This is a genomic window from Bradyrhizobium sp. 63_E2_N1_3, from assembly GCF_052076005.1.
In the GTDB taxonomy this organism is placed as follows: Bacteria; Pseudomonadota; Alphaproteobacteria; order Rhizobiales; family Xanthobacteraceae; genus Bradyrhizobium; species Bradyrhizobium barranii.
In genome coordinates this window covers 1997079-2015599 of record NZ_CP197235.1, presented here as the reverse complement: position 1 = coordinate 2015599, position 18521 = coordinate 1997079, and the positions used below count along the sequence as shown (strand labels likewise).

Below are 18521 nucleotides of genomic sequence, written 5' to 3'. Positions count from 1 at the left end.
GCCGAGCGAAAGCCCGGCCTTCTTTTCGTCCCCTTCGAGCCACCTCAAAAGACGAAATCCTCCTCACTTGAGATGTCAGATGGCATCCACGGATATTTTGTCGCCCCAGCAATAAAGTCGCCACGATACGAACTCATGTCACCCCAGTACTCTGGAGGATCACTATTCCTGAACTCATTTTTCATGTTCGTCGTGCTGGTACTCCATACATCGTTCTGAACAAACGACCAGGCGCTAACGGAGTCGACAACATGCCCTCGCGCCAAGTTGTCCTGCTGAATCAGCTCAGTTTCGGTATCGATCTTTGTCAACAATTCCTTCAGGAGATTGCCCACCTCAGCGTGGGCGGCAACGAGAATCGCTTTACTGAAAATCAGCGAGACCTGCTTCCCAAATCTAGGCACTATATCCGCCGACATTCGAACATGCGGAACGTACTCAGTCATAAACGTCACGAAAGCGAACAGCTTTGGAAAGCTCTCGACAATCTGGGGAGAAGTTAGATTCGTCACCTGAAAACTGCGGAATTGAACGCCGTTAGAAGTTTGCAGGATAGCAGAAGCATAATCGACCTCGACCCGAATCCAGCGGTCCGATCTATCCTGAAACAGCCGCACCTTGCAGGTACTTGATCCAATCGAAGATAGATTTCTGTACCACTCGGCCTCAGTGTTCGTAGGAACCACTCTATCTGCCTGCGTCATCTCGACTAGATATTGTTCAATACCAACAAATACGTGATTTACATTCTGCTTGATCAATTCGATGTCGTCATGTTTGACCGGCCTAAAGTGCGCCAGTGAATTTCGTACAGTGCCAATCTCATCAAGTTTTGTCTTTATGATCTCCCGCTTTCCTCGGAAATGAGGCTTGAACAGATCCCAATAGGTGTCCGACGTGATGATTCGTGTTAACTCTCCACTATTGAGATACATCAAGGGAGAGCTCACTTCATAGCCGAGATAGCCGTACCCCTTAGCCTGCGCCACGCGCTTGCTCGCGACGGCGGCGATTGTTGATTGCTCTTCATCAACAGTTTGCAAGGCAGTTTCTGTCCACTTCTCTCCGTATCGATTCTTCAAAACGACGTAGACAAAAACGCGCAATGCGTTTTCCATCCTGAACAAGATATTCAAGGCCTCGTAGTAGTGCAGAAGAAGCCAGCGCTTCGGTATCTCGACGGATCCTCCTTCCTTTCCCTTTGCCGACTTCCAGTCCATGGCATCCCCCTTCTTGCAGCGCAAAGCGCTTGTACGATCGGTAAGGCGCTTAAAGTCCATTCGTGCTTCTTTCAACTCTTACATCTATCAGTTTTGCTACGGTTTGCCACAATCACAGATGGACCCGCGGTTTGCCTGAAGTCGCTCCCCACCGCCTCCCCGACCTTCTCCGTCCCAACCTCCTTCTCGTCTTCGTCGGCACCGCCGCCTCTACGCGCTCGGCCGAGGTCGGGCACTACTACGCTCATCCCGGCAACCGCTTCTGGCGCGCGATCCATGAGGCCGGCATCACGCCGCGACGCTATCAGCCGGGCGAGTTCGCTGCGCTGATCGAGCTTGGGATCGGCTTCACCGATCTCTCCAAGTCGGGCACCGGGATGGATTACCAAATCGCGACTGAAACGATCGACGTGCCGGGGTTCAGGGCCAAGATCGAAAAGTATCGGCCGCGCGCGATTGCGTTCACGAGCAAGAAGGCGGCGAGCCTGTTTTACGGCAGGCCGTCGAGCGGGATCGCGCTGGGGCGTCAGCCGCGCGATGCAGGTTTGCCGGAGGTTTTCGTGCTGCCCTCGCCGTCCGGTGCCGCGTCAGGGCATTGGACGCTGGAGCCGTGGCGCGAGCTCGCTGCCTGGATCGCAGCGTAGTGTGGATTGGCGCTGGCGCTCCAAACTCAGCCGTCCGTCCCGGCGAAGGCCGGGACTCATAACCACAGGCCACGGTTTGGCGAAGACTCGTGGTTCGGTACTTCTACCGGCCGTAACCGATAGATTCCGCGGTATGGGTCCCGGCCTTCGCCGGGACGACACCGTTGCCTGCGCTCTACCCATCCTACACACTAAAGATCGAAATTGGTGGGCAGCATGACCACGTCGCGAATGGTCATGCCGCGCGGCCGCGTCAGCATGAACATCACGACTTCGGCCACGTCACTGGCCTCCAGCAGGCTGCCCGAGTCCCTGGCTTCCTGCAGCTTCTCGGGCGGCCAGTCCGCGAGCAGTGAGGTGACGACCGGGCCGGGCGAGATCGAGCCGACGCGAATGCCGTGCTTGAAGACCTGGCGCCGCACCGTCTGGACGAAGCAGTTGATCGCCCATTTGGACGACGCATAGACCGGCTCCCAGGGCGTCGGAAAATGCGCCGCCAGCGAACTCGTGACGATGATGTCGCCGCTCCCGCGCGCGATCATGTGCGGCAGCACGTCGTGCACGTTCTTCATCACGACGTTGACATTCAGGTTCAGCATCCGGTCGATGGCCATATTGTCGGCATCGACCAGATCGCCACCGACATAGGTGCCTGCATTCGCATGCAGGATGTCGAGCTGGCCTGCCTTCTCCAGGACGCGCGGCAGCAACGATGCGCAGTCCTTGGGATCCAGGAGGTCGACGACCAGCGGGATCACGGCGTCGCCATGCTTGTTGCCGAGCGCCTTCAGCGCGGCCTCGTCGCGGTCGACCATCACCACGCGCGCGCCCGCGGCCAGCATTGCTTCAGTGCTCGCCAACCCGATGCCCGACGCGGCTCCGGTCACGGCAGCAACCTTGCCTTCCAATTCGTTTCCCATGGGGGCACCATCCTGCTGATGGTCGGCAGTATAGCGATACAAGACGAATTGGCGATGCGGATCGCTGGCTTCGTAGGGTGGGCAAAGGCGCTCTTGCGCCATGCCCACCATCTCTCCACAAATCCGGACGAACGGTGGGCACGGCGCGCGAAGAGCACGCCTTTGCCCACCCTACGACACCGTCAGCCCCTCACCCCGCATTCGCCCTATCGAGGTCCGCGATGACGATCTTCCGCATCTCCATCATCGCCTGCATGACGCGGTTCGCTCTGGTACGGTCGGGATCGCCGAGGTAGCGGCCGAGCGCCGACGGGATCACCTGCCAGGACAGTCCAAATTTGTCCTTGAGCCAGCCGCAGCGGGATTCCTCGCCGCCGTCGGCGGTGAGGCGGCTCCAGAAGTAGTCGACCTCGGCTTGCGTCTCCACGCTGATGAAGAACGAGACCGCCTCGGTGAAGCGGTATTGCGGGCCGCCGTTGAGCGCGTGGAAGCGCTGGCCTTCGAGTTCGAACACCGCCATGAAGTCGCTGACGGTCTCGACTTCAGCGTTGGGGAACACCGCTTTGTAGAAGGCGACGGCTTCCGGGACATTGTTGGCGAACCAGAGGAATGGCGTGATTGACGTCATGAAGTTGTATCCTTTCGTCTTGGACCGGACGCGCGACCATCGCTCCAAGGACGAGCGGCGGGACGGTGTTCCGACACGGGCGCTGGTCTTTTTAAGGCGCCCCTGTCGGAACCCGAGCCGACCATTCGTCCTTTGAATGCAACGCCGATCACCCCGGAGCCGCCAGATGCCCACCATCACAGCCTTTGAAAACTCGCCCGACCGCGGCAAGGGACAGGCGCGCGATATGCGGGTTCGCTGGGCGCTGGAGGAAGTGGGCCTGCCCTACGACGTCCGCCTCGTGTCGTTCGCGGCGATGAAGGACCCTGCCCATCTTGCGCTGCATCCGTTCGGGCAGATTCCGACCTATGAGGACGGTGATCTCGTCCTGTTCGAGTCGGGCGCGATCGTGCTCCATATCGCCGAGCGCCACGTTGGATTGTTGCCAAAAGATGCGAATGCGAGGAGCCGCGCGATCGCATGGATGTTTGCCGCGCTCAACACGCTGGAGCCGCCGATCGTCGAGTTCGGGATGACGATGCTGTTCGAGCGCGACAAGGGCTGGTACGAGGAGCGGCTGCCGGTCCTGAAGGATCGCGTCCGTGTCCGCCTGGGCGAATTGTCCCGTCGCCTCGGCGGGGCCGAGTGGCTCGACGGCGCGTTCAGCGCAGGCGATCTCATGATGGTGACGGTGCTGCGCCGGTTGAACGCATCTCGCCTGCTGGAGGAATATCCCGACCTCTCAGCCTACGTCGCCCGCGGCGAAGCGCGGCCTGCGTTCCGGCGGGCGTTCGATGGGCAGCTGGCGGTGTTCACCGCCGCATCGATCGGCATATAGAGGCCGCGCCTCTCACCGAGAACCGGTACATCTCCGATCCCATACGTCGAACGGGCGACGCCGGGCGTCCTCCGATCGAATGACGCTGCGCACAATGCGCAAGGACTGTTGCCAGCCCGTCGCTCCGGCGATACGACTTGAGATGGAAGAGCCTGATATCAACCGGCCCGCATCATCCCAGGAAGGCACCGCATGAGCAACGATCTCTCCGGCGTCTGGGATGGCAGCTACATTCAACCGAGCACCGGAATGGTCACCTTCACCGCAACTCTGGTCGAAACCGGCGGCGCGCTCACCGGAAGCGTGACCGAGCCCTGCTCGAACCCGCGATGCCCGCTCCGCACCCACAACGCCTCGATCGCGGGTCAGCGCTCCGGCAACGCGGTCTCGTTCGTCAAACACTACGAGCCGCCCGGCCACGGCTACGACACGGTCCATTACGAAGGCACGGTGAACGCCGAGGCGACCGAAATCGACGGGCGCTGGCAGCTGCCTGGCTCTTCCGGCGCGTTCCTGATGATCCGCGCCAGCAAGGCCGCGCAAGCGGCCACGACGGAGCAACACGCCAAGGTGCCATCGCGCTGAAGGGAACAACCATGCTGACGCTCTATTCCTACCCGGAACTGTTCGGCGTCGCCGACAACAACGGCTACGGCCTCAAGGTCTACGCGTTCCTGAAGCTCGCAGGCCAGCCGTTCGTGCACGAGCATCTCTTCGATGCCTCTGCCGCGCCGCGCGGGCAGCTGCCTTACGTCGTCGACGACGGCGAGACCATCGGCGACAGCGAGACAATCATTGCGCATGCGATCGCCAAATATCGTCTGAGCATCGATGCCGCGCTGTCGCCGGACGCACGGCGGACCAATCATCTCGTCACCCGCATGCTGGACGATCTCTACTGGGTGATGTCGTATTCGCGCTGGAAGGACGATCGCTTCTATCCGGCATTCCGCGACGCCTTCATCGCGCAGCATCCGCAACTCGATGCCGAGGGACTGGAGAAGGCGAAGGCGTATAATTCGCAGCGCTATTATTTCCAGGGCATCGGCCGCTACACGCCCGAGCAGGCTTACGCGCGGGGGCTTGCCGATCTGCAAGTGCTGGCCGAGATCGTGCCTACGGCAGGCTTCGTCCACGGCGCGGCGCCGACCAGCATCGACGCCGGCATCTACGGCTTCATCGCCAACATCTTTTATTTTCCGATCCCGACGCCGCTGAAGGCCTTCGTCGATGCGCACGCCAATCTCGTCGCGCATTGCGAGCGGATTCATGCGGCGGTGAGCGGGCGTAATTCGTAGGGTGGGTTAGCGCAGCGTAACCCACCACTTCTGTCACAGCGGAGACGAAAGAGGTGGGTTACGCCCAGCGGACGCGCTTCGCGCATCCGCAAGGCTAACCCACCCTACGTACCTGTTTTACCGCATCGTGATCGCGAGCCCGCTCAGATCCGCATTCGCCATCAGGCCGGTCTGGTAGCCCGACAGCTCCAGCACCGCGCCCTTCTGGTTGGTCAGCACGATGGCGCGGGCGCCGCGGCCGACGGCGAGGCCGGCACCGGCCGCGCCATAGACGCCGGAGACGTCGGAGGGGCGGTTGATGTTGGAGACCCGGCCACGCAGCACGGTCTTGGAGCCACCGAAGACGAGGCCGTAGTCGAGGCCGCCGGTCGAGAGCGAATAGGAGCGGCCGCGGAAGTTCAGCACGCCCGAGCCGCCCGAACCGCCGATGATCCAGCCCGCCTTGTAGATCGTCAGCACCACGGTGCCGCCGTCGGCCAGCGCCGAGGTCGAAAGGCCGGCCAGAGCGGCAATGGCGACCAGCGCGGCGCGGAAGGTGGTAGCGAGCTTCATGGGGCGTCTCCGGGGGCTATTTTTCAAGGGAGGATTCGAATCAGACGCAGCGAATGTATCCGATGGATCGCGGCGGCAACATGATGGAGCGATGTGGGACGCGAGATGCAGCAGCGCGTTCAACCGTCATCGCCCGGCTCGACCGGGCGATCCAGTACGCCGAGACGGCAATGAGATGCGGAGAAGCCGCAGCGTACTGGATGCCCCGCCTGCCGCCTACGCTAAAGCTTCGGCGCCCCTGAACCTCGACCCCGGCGAAGCCTTGGCGTAGCCGGGTCGCGAGGCATGACGGCGGAGTTTGGGACCGCCTACCGACACCACCGCCATGATGCCATCCTGCCCCTGTTTTGCCCGACGGAGCAAGCGAATTGTTCGGCTATACCGAATTTGAAACACTCACGATTTCTACTGTGCATGGGGTTGTTTTCGCGTTTTTGTTTTACCCGCCTTCCCCAATGCCGATTGCAACTCCCCCGCATGTCGCTACGCTCGTGCGGACGACGCGACCGTTCCATCCGAGGTGATCCCATGTCGATCCAGCATTTCGCACCCCCGCCGCACGTCAAGGCGCCGCCGCTGTCCTTTGCCACGCGTGTCGGCGATCTCCTGTTCGTCTCCGGCATTCCCGGCTTCGACGGCAATGGCGCGCTGCCGGACGGTTTCGAGGCGCAGTTCGCCAACGTCGCCGTCAACATCAAGCGCGTGCTGGACGAGGCCGGCGCGACGGTCCGCGATCTCGTCAAGGTCAACGTGCTGCTCACGCGCGCCTCGGACGTCGCCGCGATGAACGCACTCTATGCCGGCGCGTTCGGCCCGCCGCCCTATCCGGCGCGCACCACGTGCGTGGTGCAGGCCCTGCCCGACCCGAAAATGCTGATCGAGATCGAGGCGGTGGCGTCACTGGCGAAGTGAACCACGCTTAGCGTATGTGTCTTGGCGCATGTGTCTTGCCAGGCACTCGGCCGAACCAAGTGCACGGCTCCCTCTGACATATCCGTGAAACGGCGGCCCCTCGGCTTGCCAAGGACCTGCTTTTACCGCACGGATTTTCGGGTCACACATCCCCACAAGGAGATTTTTCATGCGTCGCGTTCTCGCCCTCTGTGCCGTTGCCGGCATCGCCTCTTCCGTGTTTGCCGTGCCGGCGTCGGCAGCAGCAGCCGGCTATTACGTGATCCGCTGGGACAACACCGGCATCTGCCAGGTCTGGAACGAGGACCTGAAGTACAAGCCGTTCCAGTGGGGCGCTTCGACCTACAAGGTCGTCAGCAAGCCGGTCCCGACCTTCACCGCGGCTTCGGATCTCCAGATCAAGCTGCGCTCGGAGCGCCGCTGCACGCTCTGAGCGTCACGCGACGAATTTGATCTTGAGGGCGGGCCGCGCGAGCGACCCGCCCTTTTCCTTTGCGGGCGCGCGCTGGTTTTTTCCGGCTCAAATGGCGCATTTCATGCGCGCACGCTTTGAACCTGATCAGCCGACGGAGCTACTCACAACTTGTCCGGGGCGCATCCCCAAAAACGTCCCACACCATCCCTCCCCGTCATTGTCGGGAGGTGCATCACATCTTTCATTTGAGGAGCTGATCATGCGTCGTATTTCCGTGCTGTGCGTTGCTGCGGGTCTTGCCGTCACTGCCTTCGTCGCCGCGAGCCCTGCCGAAGCCAGCTATCACCTGATCCGCTGGCAGGACACCGGCTTCTGCCAGATCTGGGACGAGAGCATCCCGACCGCGCCGTGGCCCTCCGACTACGCCCGCGTCAGCACGACGGTGCCGACCTTCGTCGACGCACTCGTGCTGAAGGATCACGCGTTGAAGAGCGGTCACTGCACCTGGTAAGATTTCGATCGGCGGATCGACGAGCGGGCAAGGGCGCGACGCGTTCTTGCCCGCTCTTTTTATGGCCTGCACAGAGCGGACCGGCGAGGTGCAGCGACAGCGCGCTCTCACGCGTCCTTGTGCGCGCCGGGATGGATGAGGATGTCGCGCGCGGCGGCGAGGTCGATGAAGGCTTGCGCGCTTCCGCCTTGGTCGGGATGCTTGCCCTTGGCGGCGCGGCGATAGGCCTGGTTGATGTCGTCGCAGGTGAGCTGCACGGCGAGCGGCAGGCCGAGCATCCTGCGGGCACGATCCTCGCTGGAGAGCTTCTTCGGCATGGCGTTGCGGCGGCCGAAGCGTGGCGCGGTGAGATCATGGACGACCTCGAGGATCACGCCGACGCGGCGCTGGGCCGCCAGCGTGACGCTGTGATCGTCATTGTCCACGGCCTGGCGCAACACCGGAAGCGCCTGCTCGGCAGCCTGGCGCAGCGTGGCATCCGTGCTCATGCGCACGATCTCGGCGACGAGCCGGCCTGCCTCGGCCCAGTCGGCCGGCTGCGCCGACCGCAGGCGTTCGAGAGCGAGTTTCCAGGATTCAAGCCGTCCCATCATGCGCGCAACGTTTAGCAATGAAGATCAGTATGCCAAGGCGGCCGTTTCCGACCCCTTAATTTCGAGTTAGCCTTTCATGAAACTTCGAAACGAATCCGGGAGGAAATTGTCATGGCATTGCTCGCAAACCACGTCGCCGTCGTCACGGGCGCCGGATCCGGCATCGGCCGGGCGATCGCGGCCGGCTACGCCCGCGAGGGCGCGCGAGTGGTGCTGCTCGACGTCAACGCCGACACGGTCGCGGAGGCCGCGCAGGAGATCCGCAAGGCCGGCGGCAACGCCGAGAGCTTTGCGCTCGATGTCACGAAGCGTGACGACTGCTTTGCGCTCGCCAGGCAGGTCGCCGACAAGGTCGGGCGGGTCTCGATCCTCGTCAACAATGCCGGCATCACCCGCCGCAACGCCTTCACCGCGGACACGGAGACGGTGGCGAAGGACTGGAACGACATCATCTCGCTCAACCTCAACGGCGTCTTCAACGTGACGCAGGCGTTCCTCGCGCCGCTGCGGGCCGCCAAGGGCCGCATCGTCAATATCGGCTCGATCCAGTCCTTCGTGCATCTGCGCACACCGAGCTCGGCGGCGTATACGACCTCGAAGCACGGCGTGCTCGGCTTCACCAAGGCGCTCGCGGCCGAGCTCGGCAAGGAAGGCGTGCGCGTCAACGCGATCGGGCCGGGCTTCATCGAGACCAACATCAACGCCAACGTGCGCGCGACCAATCCGGCGCTGGTGCAGGCCTTCGTCGATCACACCCCGCTGGCGCGCACCGGCAAGCCCGAGGACATCGTGGGCCCCGCGATCTTCCTGGCGTCGGATCTGTCGGCCTATGTCACGGGGACGATCGTGATGGTGGACGGTGGGTATCGGACGGTGTGAGCGGGCGCGCAAAATCGGCCCGCATCGCTATGCATCCCGTGCCAATCGCGGCACCTTCGCGGCAATCCCAAGGTCAATTGGTGCGATCGTCCGCGATTAACCACTCGTTAACCAAACCCGCCCACCGTAGATCTACGGCTAGGGGGCCGTTGGTTCTCGATCGCTTCCAAAGATGGAAGCGGGCGTTGATCGGGAGGTGTGTTGATGACCACTGTTCATGTCGCTGCGTCCGAACCGGGCGCGCAATTTCTTGCCCCTAACCAAATCGTTCCGCTGTTGATCGGCGCGACCGTCGACGAGGTCGAGCGCGAGCTCGTGCTCCAGACGCTCGCACGCTGCGACGGCAACCGCACGCGCGCATCGCGCGTGCTCGGCCTGTCGGTGCGCACGTTGCGCAACAAGATCAGGATCTATGCGGCGTCCGGCATCGACGTGCCCGCGTATCACGACTAGCACGCGACCACGCAAGTTGGATCGTTCCGCCGGCAAGAACCGCAAGCGAGATGGTCGCGACCGCGGCCGCGATCATCTCGATGGCGCGGAGCATGAAGGCGGTCAAGACCGCCCATGCCGCCTGCGGCTCCTCGGCGAACGCGCCCGGCACGATATCGGGCACCAGCAGATGAGCGAGGCCGAGCGCTGCCGCGAGGATGACTGTCGAAATGCAGAATAGTTTCCACGCTGCGCGCATGGGTCGCTCCTCGCAAGGTTGTGGCTCCGCGCCATCCAATGACACGGTGTCTCCTGCTGTCGATTGATGTTGATCAAGCCCGTCGCGATGCGCGGGCGGAATTGCTGCTGTCGTCAAACGCCGCTAAGTAGCTTGCTTCCTTAGAGGGAGTAGTGGCGTGGCAGACGATCAGGGACGGCAGGGGCCGCGTGGGCGGCAGGGCGAGCCGGGACGGCCGGGACCGCAGGGTCATCCGGGGAAGCGAGGGCCGGACGGCCAGCGCGGCAAGCCGGGACCACAAGGCAAACCCGGGGTGGCCGGAAAGGCCGGAGCGCAGGGCAAGGCCGGCCTGCCGGGCAAGCCCGGCGAAGCCGGTGCTCGGGGCGCGGCCGGGCCGGCGGGGCCGCAAGGCCCACGCGGCGAGCCCGGACCGCCCGGCCAGCTGCCGTCGATCGAACAGGTGCTGCCGTGGCTCGATCAACTCTTCGACGCCTGGGACGAGCGCCGCCGCCAGCGCGAGCGTGAAGCCGCCGAGCGCGAGGCGCTGGAAGCCGCCGTGCATGAGGTTGAAGAGGCGATCGTCGATGACGAGGCCGACGACGGCGAAGGCGATGATCACCGGAAGAAGAAGAAAAAGAAGAAGCACGGCCACAAGGACTAACCCGGCGGAAGTTGCTTCGACGCCCCGGAGGACTCATCCTTGCGCGGCAGCATGCCCATGCGCTCGAACTGCCAGCGCATGGCGCGGTACCAGAGATAGCCGACCAGCGTGCCGAGCAGCGTCAGGATGACGAGGTTGACGCTGCTGTAGGAGCCGCTCCACCACATCATCCATGCGGTCCACAGCACGGTGAAGGTGACGGCACCTGCTCTGAGAGGAATAAGGGGGCGGCTCATGGTCGTGCTCCGGGCTGTCAAAACCCCGGCAGACATCATCGCAAGTTGAGGCCGCTCTCACCGTGAGCCAGATCACGGAATGGACGCAGGACCGCCTAACCGAACCGCAGCCGCGAACGTTCCTTGGCCTTCTCCGCCTCGATCTCACGGTCCCGCGCCGGCGCATGGGTGTGCAGCGAAGTCAGGAGCTTTCGCGCAGCCTCCGACACTTCCGCGACCGCAAGCTCGAAGGCCTCTTCATTGGCCTGCGACGGCTTGTTGAAACCGGAAAGCTTGCGCACGAACTGGAGCGCGCTGGCGTGGATCTCGTCCTCCGTCGCGGGCGGCTCGAAGTTGAACAGCGTCTTGATGTTGCGGCACATGCAGGCTCTCCCGTAGCGGTGTTCCCCTGAGGACGATCGGCGAGGCCGAAATCCTACATCCCGGGCGCAGCCGTGTCATAGGCAGGACCAGCCATATCTGATCCGCAATTATTCCCCTTGCGCGCCGCACCATCGGGGAATGTTTTTCGGGGGGCGATGATGGGTCCGGTCTCGATCCTCCGTGACCAGCTGATAAGATCGCGTCCAACGCGGCCGACCATGAGCCGCATGGGGAGAGAAACATGAAAACGTCTTGCGCTGCGCTAGCGGCCATCCTGCTGTCCATCGCAACGCCGGTTATGGCCGCCGATTATCCGGCGCCGAAGCAAGGCGACTGGATCGCCAAGGACTTCAAGTTGCACACCGGCGAGACCATGCCGGAATTGAAGCTGCACTACACCACCGTCGGCGAGCCCTCTGGCCAGCCCGTGCTGGTGCTGCACGGCACCGGCGGCTCGGGCGCGAGCATGCTGTCGCCCGCCTTCGCCGGCGAACTGTTCGGCGCGGGACAGCCGCTCGACGCGTCCAAATATTACATCATCATTCCCGACGCGATCGGCCACGGCAAATCGTCAAAACCGTCCGACGGCATGAAGACGAGCTTCCCGAAATACAATTACGACGACATGGTCGAGGCGCAGCATCGCCTCGTGAAGGAAGGCCTCGGCGTCAAGCATCTGCGGCTCGTGATCGGCAATTCGATGGGCGGCATGCAGACCTGGCTGTGGGGCGAGAAATATCCGCAGGAGATGGACGCGCTGGTGCCGATGGCCTCGCAGCCGACCGAGATGGCCTCGCGCAACTGGATGATGCGACGGATCATGCTCGACACCATCCGCAACGATCCCGACTACAATGGCGGCAATTACACCAGCCAGCCGCGCATGATGAAATATGCCATCACCGCCTACGGCATCGCCAGCATCGGCGGCACGCTCGCCTATCAGCAGCAGGCGCCGACCGCGGCCAAGGCCGACAAGATCGTCGACGAACGGCTGGCGACACCGATCACGTCCGATGCCAACGACTTCCTCTACCAGTGGGGCTCCTCGCAAGACTACAATGCCGGCGACAAGCTCGAGCAGATCGAGGCGACGCTGCTGCTGATCAACTCCGCCGACGACGAGCGCAACCCGCCGGAGACCGGCATCACGGACGCCGCGATGAAGCGGGTCAAGAACGGCAAGCTGTATCTGATCCCCGCGAGCACCGAGACGCGCGGCCACGGCACCACCGGCAACGCGAAATTCTACGTCGAGCAGGTCAGGCAATTGCTGCAAACCGCGCCGCAGCGGACGATGTGAGACGAGCAGCAAGACCGCATGTCGAACGCTCGCTTTCGCAAGGCTGCGCTGACGCTTCCCGGCGTCATCGAGGGCGCACATCACGGCCATGCCGACTTTCGCGTCGGCAAGCGCGTGTTCGCGACGCTGGGCTATCCCGATGAAAAATGGGGCATGGTGAAGCTCACTCCCAACCAGCAGGCCGTGCTCATCGACGCGGAACCGGAGATGTTTCGTCCGGTCCCCGGCGCCTGGGGCAGGAGCGGCAGCACGAATGTGAAGCTGGCGAAGATCGATCAGGTCACGTTGCGGAGCGCACTCGCGATGGCATGGCGCAATGTCGCGCCGAAATCGCTGCTTGCATCGCTCGAGACGGGATAGGAAAGATCGTACGCGCAAGTTCGCGCTGTGCGTCTGGCTGGCCGATCATACCGCAATGCATCATATGCGGCGCCTCTCACGCCGCATATTATTTGAGCATGCATTGCGCTGACAGCTCGGGCTTAATCACATCAACGATACGAATCGAGCGCGACGGAGGATCGCATGCACAGGCTCGCGCTGTGCGTTTGGCTGGCCGCGACGATGGCGCAGACGAGCGCCGCGTTCGCGTTCGACAACGGCCAATACGACCATGTGCCGCCCGACATCCGCGCCTGGTTCAAGAGCGTGATCGCGCCGAACGGCGTACCCTGCTGCGACATCTCCGACGGCCATCGCACCGACTACGATGTGCGAGGCGGCACCTATTGGGTACCGATCGAGGGACAGTGGATGGAGGTGCCCGAGCGCGCCATCATCCGCGATCGCGGCAATCCGGTCGGCCAGGCCGTGGTGTGGTACGTCCACCACCGCGGCGCCATCATCATCAGTTGCTTCGTGCCGGCCGATGCGGTGTAGACCGCTCAGGCCTTGAGGTCTCGCTTGGGCGAGGCCTCGACATATTCGATGTCATCGCCGAAATCGTCGAGCGCGGCACGAACGGATTTGGCGTCGGCCTCGGCGACGGTGAAGATCGCGGCTAGGTTTTGCCGCTTCTGTCCCGGAAACAGGCTCTCGGCGGCGTAGCCGGCATCGCCGAGCGTCTTGATGATCATGCGCCGCCGGCGCTGATCGACATGGTCGTGGAATTTGAATTGCACGGACATGATGCAAAGCTAGCCGCTCGCGGCACCCGATCAAGGGCGCGGAATCTATTTTCGTCCCTTTCTCGCCGGCTTCGCCTTTGTAGTTTTCTTGGCAGTTTTCTTGGCAGCCTTCCTGCCCGATTTCCTCGCCGGTTTCACGCGGCCAAGCGCAGCGGCAACATCCAGCAGGCCGGCGCCGTATTCCGGCGTAAAATCCTTGCCTCGCATCGCCGGCAATTTGGTCGCAGTCGCGATCAGGCGCCCGGCGACCGCAAGCCCGGCCGCCCTGGATTTCGTCTTGTTGATGTAGACGAGTGCAGCGGCGCCCGTCACATGCGGTGTTGCCATCGACGTCCCGGGCCAGGAATCGTAGCTGGTATGGTCGGCGAAGCTTGCCTTCACCCGGGGCACCGTCGACAGGATGTTGACACCCGGCGCCACCAGCTTGATGTGCTTCCCCGTATTGGAGAACGAAGCGCGCCGATGGGACTCGTCGACGGCGCCAACTCCGATCGTGTCCACGTAGCCCGCCGGGTATTCCTTCGGATTGCCGTCCTCGAACTCGTTCCCCATCGCGGTGGAGATGACGACGCCGGCATCGATCAGTTCGGCGAAGGCCGTCGCTTCCGTCTTTGAATGGTCCTCGCCGCCAATGCTGAGGTTAATGACCTTGATGTTGGAATCGAGCGCGGCCACGAGCGCCTTGCTGTAGAAATCGAAGTTGAAATTCTCGTCGTCGCCTGCGCGCTTGGGATCGTCGAACACCTTCCAGCAGTGCAACCGGCAATTGGCCAGGCCTGCGATACCGACCGAGTTATTGACCACGGCCGCGATCGTGCCGCTGACATGGGTGCCATGACCGAGAAAATCACGCGGTCCGTTGCCGTCGTGCCGATATTCCTCGATCGCGTCCACGAGATCGGGATGTCCGGCGTCGACACCGCTATCGAGCACAGCGACATGAACCCGCCCCGCACCTGGCCGCGGTCGATCGAACCATCTGATGGCGCGAAGGCCCCACTGCCGGATCTTCATGGGATCGGCGGCGGCACTGAGCCACCGGTTGGGAACGGGCTCGACCAGATCCACCGCCCTGGAGGCGCGCAGGCGCTTCAGGGTGCCTGCATCTACCTTCCCGTCCTTCAACTGCACGATCTGAAATCCGGCCAGCGCCTCCCGCGGCGGCGCCGTTGCGGAGCGTGCTATCGAGCGATGAACCGCGGCCAAAGCCATCGCCTGGGGCTGCGCGGGTGCCTCATCGTCGCCGACCACGAACAGCGGCTTCATCGACTGAAGCCCGAAATTGTCGCGCAGGAAATCGATCGGACCTCTGACGTCGTCGGGCATTGCAGCCATCAGCGCGCGTGACGTTGTCGCCTGAAGCGAGGCTGCCGCGATCTGCCGGGCAGCGGCCGGCTTCAACCGAACGATCAATTGTCCCGGGACATGCTTGCGACGGCGTGGCCGATCGCCCGCCACCCGCATTGCCTGCGTTGGGGCCATGACGAATTCCTCGCTTGAAAAGCAACAAAGTACGACACCCGTTATAAGCGAAATTTCTGGTCTACGCCACCTGCGTCATGCCGTGGCTACACTGGGCCGCACCTGCTATTTCGGGGATAGCGATCGAGCCGGAGAATGCTATCTTGTCGCCCTCAATCAGGGAGACCTTCGTGACCGATCTTTGCGCCGAAGACCTCGCCACCATCTATGCCAAGCCGAGCCCACGCGTGATCGCAAAGGCGCGTCCCGCGATCGATGCGCATGCGAAGAAATTCATTGAGATGTCGCCGTTCTGCGTGCTTGCAACGTCAGGCGTCGACGGCAGCGTCGATGCATCGCCGCGCGGCGGAGGGGTTGGCTTCGTCCATGTCGCTGGCCCCAACCAGGTGCTGATGCCCGACCGTGCCGGCAACAACCGGATCGATAGTTTTCGCAACGTCGTCGAAGGCTCGGGCTTCGTGCATCTGCTGTTCTTCGTCCCCGGCATCGACGAGACGCTGCGCGTCGGCGGACGCGGCACGCTCTCGGCCGATCCGGATCTGCTCGCATCGATGGTGGAATTCGGCAAGCCGCCGCGCGCGGTCTTGAACGTCGCGGTCAGCGAAGTCTATTTCCACTGCGGCAAGGCGCTGATGCGCTCGAAGCTGTGGTCACCGGAGAAGGTGCAGCGCTCGGTGATGCCCAGCATCGGCCAGGTCATTCACGACCAGACGGGCCTGGGGGAGCCGGAGAGCCAGGAGATCGTGGAAGAGCGCTACAAGACGCAGTTGTAGGTGAGAGCGTTCGCCGCTCGAAAGAACCGTCATGCCCGGGCTAGTCCCGCCTGCGTAGCCGAAGCCGCTTCGGCGAGGCGAAGGCCCGGGCATCCACGTCTTCGTCGCGCGGCCAAACGTGGATGGCCGGGACAAGCCCGGCCATGACGAAGGAGAGAGCCGGTGCCGGAGCTTAGTGCCCCTCGCCCTCGAGCCCACCGACGTGCTTCTGCGTGTACAGCTCGAGACCGATGCGGCCGATCAGGTCGAGCTGGGTTTCGAGGAAATCGATGTGGTGTTCCTCGTCGCTCATCAGCTTCTCGAACAGGTCACGGGTGACGTAGTCCTTGGCGCCGTTGCAATAGCCGGCGGCCTCCTGGTAGAGCGCCCGCGCGCTCATCTCGGCGGCGAGATCGCACTCGATGATCTCCTTGACGTTCTGGCCGATACGCAGGGGGTCGAGCACCTGCATGTTCGGGAAGCCGTCGAAGAACAGGATCCGCTCGGTGAGCTTGTCGGCGTGCTCCATCTCTTCGATGGACTCCTTGCGCCAGACCTTGGCCATGTCCCGCAGGCCCCAATTATCGAGGAAGCGGTAGTGCAGCCAGTATTGGTTGATTGCAGTCAGCTCGTGGCGCAGCGCCTTGTTGAGATAGTCGATGACTTTTGCGTCGCCCTGCATGATGCACTCCAAATCTTGCGTCCAAATCGGCCCTAACCGACTTTAGAACGCTTCTAAATCAGTTTAAGGACGAGAGCAACCGGCCACGGGGACGCAGCCGGGGAAAGCTCAGTCGAAATTGCGGAAGTTTTCAGCAGGCCGCGAGGGCGAACCGGGGGAGCTCGGCCGTCTCGTCATTGGCGGCCACGGTGTGGCTGTGCGGGCAGCCCGAGCAGCAGGACTTGGCGCAGGGGCCAAGCGTTTCGTCGATGATGGTCTTGATGGTACGGGCGCAGCGGCCGCATTCGGCGCTACAGCCGAGGCATCCATAGACCTGCTTGGCATGACGTACGGCGTCGTCGGACTCGGCGACCGCGGCTCGGATGTCGTCATCGCTCAGCACGTTACAGGAACAAACGATCATGGAAGCGGCAGGCCCTTCGGTGATGCGTCATCATCGATATTTAAGGGGCCGTCCGGATGCAAAGGGAAAAACCGGTATTTGAAGCTATTCCAAACTAGCCCGGAAACAGCCTAGAACGGCTCTAAAATAGGGAGTTGTGCTGGATCAATATCTTGGCGGACCTAGTCACCGCCTCCACCACCATCGCCGCCACCTCCGCAATCCCCGCCACTGCTACCGCTATCGCTGCTGGAACAGCTGTCGCTCGAGCTCCCCGAGCTGTCGCTGGAAAACCAACTCCCCAGCGAGAAGCCGTCGCTGGCCGCTGAATAGCCGTCGCCGCTACTTCCTCCGTCACCGCCAGCACCCGCGCGCGAGCGCCGGCCGCGGTTCTGGAGATGGGCGAACCAGCCATAGCCAATCGCGAAAATGACCCCGGCAGCGATCAAAGTATTCATCATCGCGTTGCCCATCGTCGTCTCCCTCGCGGACCTGCGATCCATTAATTGGTCGCCCTCAGCGAAGGTGCCGTTCATTGATCATTCAAACGAAGTATGGAACTTTACCCCCCAAAGAGTTCCCACCTGTTCGTGCGAAAGGTCACGCCAATGAAGAAGTTCTTACTGACGGTCGCCGCCGTCGCCACCCTGGCCCTCACGGCCGGGACACCGGCCCACGCTCAGCGTGGTGTCGCCGCCGGCGTGGCCGCCGGGATCATCGGTGGCGCCATTGTCGGCGGCGCGCTGGCGTCTCCGTATTATTACGGACCCGGTCCGGGCTACTCCTATGGCCCCGGCTATTACCCCCCCCGCTACTACGCGCCGGGTCCCGGCTATGTCGCCGACGACTATTACGGCGACGGCTGCGTCTGGCAGCGGCAGCGCTTCTGGGATGGCTACGCCTGGCGCACCCGCCGCGTCAGAGTCTGTGGCTGAGGCGCGCTGAACAGGTTCGCTACGGATGCGCCGTTCATCTCCGGGCCTGAAAAAGACCGCTTTTTCTCGTCACAGCTCCGTGCGCGTTTACCGTGGATTGACCAATTGCGCGCTTCCTAGCTGCACGGTCGATTTCATCAGAGTGTGCGTGAACCTTTGAAACCCGGGCGCTCCTAACAAGGGACGTCCATCTCCCAGGAGAGCCAAGAGCATGAAGAAGACTTTTGTTGCCGCCCTCACGGTTGCGACGATCGCCGGTTCGCTGGTGACCGCCACTCCGTCCGCGAAGGCCCATGACGGCGTCGGCGCCGGCATCGCAGCCGGCCTGATCGGTGGCGCCATCGTCGGCGGCGCCATCGCGTCGAGCCGTCCCGCCTATGGCGGACCGGTCTACATTGCCGAGCCCCCGCCGCCCGCGCCCTGCTACTGGCAGCGCCAGCGCTATTGGGACGGTTACGGCTGGGTCATCCGCCCGGTTCGCGTTTGCTACTGATCTGATCGCAAGATCCGATCGCATGGCGCATCCGTGCCGCGATCGA

29 protein-coding genes are annotated in these 18521 nt (G+C 62.9%); 17 read left to right on the top strand and 12 right to left on the bottom strand.

Going from position 1 to position 18521, the window contains the following annotated elements:
* Positions 1–44: 44 nt before the first annotated feature.
* Positions 45–1280, bottom strand: a complete 1236-nt coding sequence (locus AB7531_RS09450; RefSeq protein WP_354095471.1) for a Swt1 family HEPN domain-containing protein — start codon at positions 1278–1280, stop codon at positions 45–47.
* 71 nt (positions 1281–1351) lie between these two features.
* Between AB7531_RS09450 and AB7531_RS09445 the strand changes: the two genes are divergently transcribed.
* A complete protein-coding gene (locus tag AB7531_RS09445) occupies positions 1352–1864 on the top strand; it encodes a mismatch-specific DNA-glycosylase (protein WP_063981489.1) in 513 nt (170 codons plus the stop codon).
* Positions 1865–2055: 191 nt separating this feature from the next.
* Here AB7531_RS09445 and AB7531_RS09440 read toward each other — a convergent pair whose 3' ends face one another.
* Together AB7531_RS09440 and AB7531_RS09435 are read right to left on the bottom strand one after the other, a co-directional pair.
* Positions 2056–2784: an SDR family oxidoreductase gene (locus tag AB7531_RS09440; protein WP_283017513.1), complete on the bottom strand. Its 729-nt coding sequence runs from the start codon at positions 2782–2784 to the stop codon at positions 2056–2058.
* 190 nt (positions 2785–2974) lie between these two features.
* Entirely contained in the window at positions 2975–3412 is a 438-nt protein-coding gene (locus tag AB7531_RS09435; protein WP_063986137.1) for a VOC family protein, read from the bottom strand.
* A 166-nt stretch (positions 3413–3578) separates the two neighbouring features.
* Here AB7531_RS09435 and AB7531_RS09430 point away from each other — a divergent pair, with 166 nt between their 5' ends.
* The 3 genes from AB7531_RS09430 (at position 3579) to AB7531_RS09420 (ending at position 5527) form a co-directional block, all read left to right on the top strand.
* The gene (locus AB7531_RS09430; protein WP_063981488.1) at positions 3579–4229 is read left to right on the top strand and encodes a glutathione S-transferase family protein; all 651 of its coding nucleotides are present in this window, start codon (positions 3579–3581) and stop codon (positions 4227–4229) included.
* 192 nt (positions 4230–4421) lie between these two features.
* Complete coding sequence (locus AB7531_RS09425) at positions 4422–4814, top strand: hypothetical protein (RefSeq protein WP_063981487.1); 393 nt, start codon at positions 4422–4424, stop codon at positions 4812–4814.
* Between the two features lie 11 nt (positions 4815–4825).
* The gene (locus AB7531_RS09420; RefSeq protein WP_063981486.1) at positions 4826–5527 is read left to right on the top strand and encodes a glutathione S-transferase family protein; all 702 of its coding nucleotides are present in this window, start codon (positions 4826–4828) and stop codon (positions 5525–5527) included.
* Positions 5528–5644: 117 nt separating this feature from the next.
* Here AB7531_RS09420 and AB7531_RS09415 read toward each other — a convergent pair whose 3' ends face one another.
* The gene (locus AB7531_RS09415; RefSeq protein WP_063981485.1) at positions 5645–6079 is read right to left on the bottom strand and encodes a hypothetical protein; all 435 of its coding nucleotides are present in this window, start codon (positions 6077–6079) and stop codon (positions 5645–5647) included.
* 528 nt (positions 6080–6607) lie between these two features.
* On the opposite strand from AB7531_RS09415, the gene AB7531_RS09410 reads away from it, so the two are divergent.
* The 3 genes from AB7531_RS09410 (at position 6608) to AB7531_RS09400 (ending at position 7917) form a co-directional block, all read left to right on the top strand.
* On the top strand, positions 6608–6991 hold the full coding sequence (locus AB7531_RS09410; RefSeq protein ID WP_038941868.1) for a RidA family protein: 384 nt from the start codon (positions 6608–6610) through the stop codon (positions 6989–6991).
* A 169-nt stretch (positions 6992–7160) separates the two neighbouring features.
* Positions 7161–7424, top strand: coding sequence for a hypothetical protein (locus AB7531_RS09405; RefSeq protein WP_063981484.1), 264 nt, complete (start codon positions 7161–7163; stop codon positions 7422–7424).
* 241 nt (positions 7425–7665) lie between these two features.
* On the top strand, positions 7666–7917 hold the full coding sequence (locus tag AB7531_RS09400) for a hypothetical protein (RefSeq protein ID WP_063981483.1): 252 nt from the start codon (positions 7666–7668) through the stop codon (positions 7915–7917).
* A gap of 107 nt (positions 7918–8024) precedes the next feature.
* Here AB7531_RS09400 and AB7531_RS09395 read toward each other — a convergent pair whose 3' ends face one another.
* Positions 8025–8510: a hypothetical protein gene (locus AB7531_RS09395; protein WP_063981482.1), complete on the bottom strand. Its 486-nt coding sequence runs from the start codon at positions 8508–8510 to the stop codon at positions 8025–8027.
* 111 nt (positions 8511–8621) lie between these two features.
* Here AB7531_RS09395 and AB7531_RS09390 point away from each other — a divergent pair, with 111 nt between their 5' ends.
* From AB7531_RS09390 to AB7531_RS09375, 4 genes are all read left to right on the top strand, one after another.
* Positions 8622–9389 carry an SDR family NAD(P)-dependent oxidoreductase gene (locus tag AB7531_RS09390; protein ID WP_063981481.1) on the top strand — a complete coding sequence of 256 codons (768 nt, stop codon included), beginning with the start codon at positions 8622–8624 and terminating at the stop codon, positions 9387–9389.
* A gap of 204 nt (positions 9390–9593) precedes the next feature.
* Complete coding sequence (locus tag AB7531_RS09385) at positions 9594–9842, top strand: helix-turn-helix domain-containing protein (protein ID WP_063981480.1); 249 nt, start codon at positions 9594–9596, stop codon at positions 9840–9842.
* Positions 9843–9892: 50 nt separating this feature from the next.
* Positions 9893–10015 carry a hypothetical protein gene (locus AB7531_RS09380; RefSeq protein ID WP_256376470.1) on the top strand — a complete coding sequence of 41 codons (123 nt, stop codon included), beginning with the start codon at positions 9893–9895 and terminating at the stop codon, positions 10013–10015.
* Positions 10016–10237: 222 nt separating this feature from the next.
* Complete coding sequence (locus tag AB7531_RS09375; protein WP_283017514.1) at positions 10238–10720, top strand: collagen-like protein; 483 nt, start codon at positions 10238–10240, stop codon at positions 10718–10720.
* Here AB7531_RS09375 and AB7531_RS09370 read toward each other — a convergent pair.
* On the bottom strand, positions 10717–10956 hold the full coding sequence (locus AB7531_RS09370; RefSeq protein ID WP_028152311.1) for a hypothetical protein: 240 nt from the start codon (positions 10954–10956) through the stop codon (positions 10717–10719). The genes AB7531_RS09375 and AB7531_RS09370 overlap by 4 nt on opposite strands.
* A 95-nt stretch (positions 10957–11051) precedes the next feature.
* On the bottom strand, positions 11052–11318 hold the full coding sequence (locus tag AB7531_RS09365) for a DUF2277 domain-containing protein (RefSeq protein ID WP_063981478.1): 267 nt from the start codon (positions 11316–11318) through the stop codon (positions 11052–11054).
* Between the two features lie 242 nt (positions 11319–11560).
* Here AB7531_RS09365 and AB7531_RS09360 point away from each other — a divergent pair, with 242 nt between their 5' ends.
* The 3 genes from AB7531_RS09360 (at position 11561) to AB7531_RS09350 (ending at position 13501) form a co-directional block, all read left to right on the top strand.
* Complete coding sequence (locus AB7531_RS09360; protein ID WP_063981477.1) at positions 11561–12622, top strand: alpha/beta fold hydrolase; 1062 nt, start codon at positions 11561–11563, stop codon at positions 12620–12622.
* Between the two features lie 18 nt (positions 12623–12640).
* Entirely contained in the window at positions 12641–12982 is a 342-nt protein-coding gene (locus tag AB7531_RS09355) for an MmcQ/YjbR family DNA-binding protein (RefSeq protein ID WP_063981476.1), read from the top strand.
* 165 nt (positions 12983–13147) lie between these two features.
* Positions 13148–13501 carry a hypothetical protein gene (locus AB7531_RS09350; RefSeq protein ID WP_028152315.1) on the top strand — a complete coding sequence of 118 codons (354 nt, stop codon included), beginning with the start codon at positions 13148–13150 and terminating at the stop codon, positions 13499–13501.
* A gap of 5 nt (positions 13502–13506) precedes the next feature.
* Here AB7531_RS09350 and AB7531_RS09345 read toward each other — a convergent pair whose 3' ends face one another.
* Positions 13507–13749, bottom strand: a complete 243-nt coding sequence (locus tag AB7531_RS09345; protein WP_028156300.1) for a hypothetical protein — start codon at positions 13747–13749, stop codon at positions 13507–13509.
* Positions 13750–13794: 45 nt separating this feature from the next.
* Complete coding sequence (locus tag AB7531_RS09340) at positions 13795–15231, bottom strand: S8 family peptidase (protein WP_084794991.1); 1437 nt, start codon at positions 15229–15231, stop codon at positions 13795–13797.
* A 170-nt stretch (positions 15232–15401) separates the two neighbouring features.
* Here AB7531_RS09340 and AB7531_RS09335 point away from each other — a divergent pair, with 170 nt between their 5' ends.
* Positions 15402–16004, top strand: a complete 603-nt coding sequence (locus AB7531_RS09335; RefSeq protein ID WP_028156299.1) for a pyridoxamine 5'-phosphate oxidase family protein — start codon at positions 15402–15404, stop codon at positions 16002–16004.
* A 172-nt stretch (positions 16005–16176) separates the two neighbouring features.
* On the opposite strand, the gene bfr is transcribed toward AB7531_RS09335, so the two are convergent.
* From bfr to AB7531_RS09320, 3 genes are all read right to left on the bottom strand, one after another.
* Positions 16177–16665, bottom strand: coding sequence for a bacterioferritin (bfr, locus tag AB7531_RS09330; RefSeq protein ID WP_014492874.1), 489 nt, complete (start codon positions 16663–16665; stop codon positions 16177–16179).
* 130 nt (positions 16666–16795) lie between these two features.
* Positions 16796–17068, bottom strand: a complete 273-nt coding sequence (locus AB7531_RS09325; protein WP_063981474.1) for a (2Fe-2S)-binding protein — start codon at positions 17066–17068, stop codon at positions 16796–16798.
* A 161-nt stretch (positions 17069–17229) separates the two neighbouring features.
* Positions 17230–17520: a hypothetical protein gene (locus AB7531_RS09320; protein ID WP_063986135.1), complete on the bottom strand. Its 291-nt coding sequence runs from the start codon at positions 17518–17520 to the stop codon at positions 17230–17232.
* Between the two features lie 135 nt (positions 17521–17655).
* On the opposite strand from AB7531_RS09320, the gene AB7531_RS09315 reads away from it, so the two are divergent.
* Positions 17656–17982 carry a hypothetical protein gene (locus AB7531_RS09315; RefSeq protein WP_063981473.1) on the top strand — a complete coding sequence of 109 codons (327 nt, stop codon included), beginning with the start codon at positions 17656–17658 and terminating at the stop codon, positions 17980–17982.
* A 211-nt stretch (positions 17983–18193) separates the two neighbouring features.
* On the top strand, positions 18194–18475 hold the full coding sequence (locus AB7531_RS09310; RefSeq protein ID WP_063981472.1) for a hypothetical protein: 282 nt from the start codon (positions 18194–18196) through the stop codon (positions 18473–18475).
* The last annotated feature ends 46 nt before the right edge of the window (positions 18476–18521 follow it).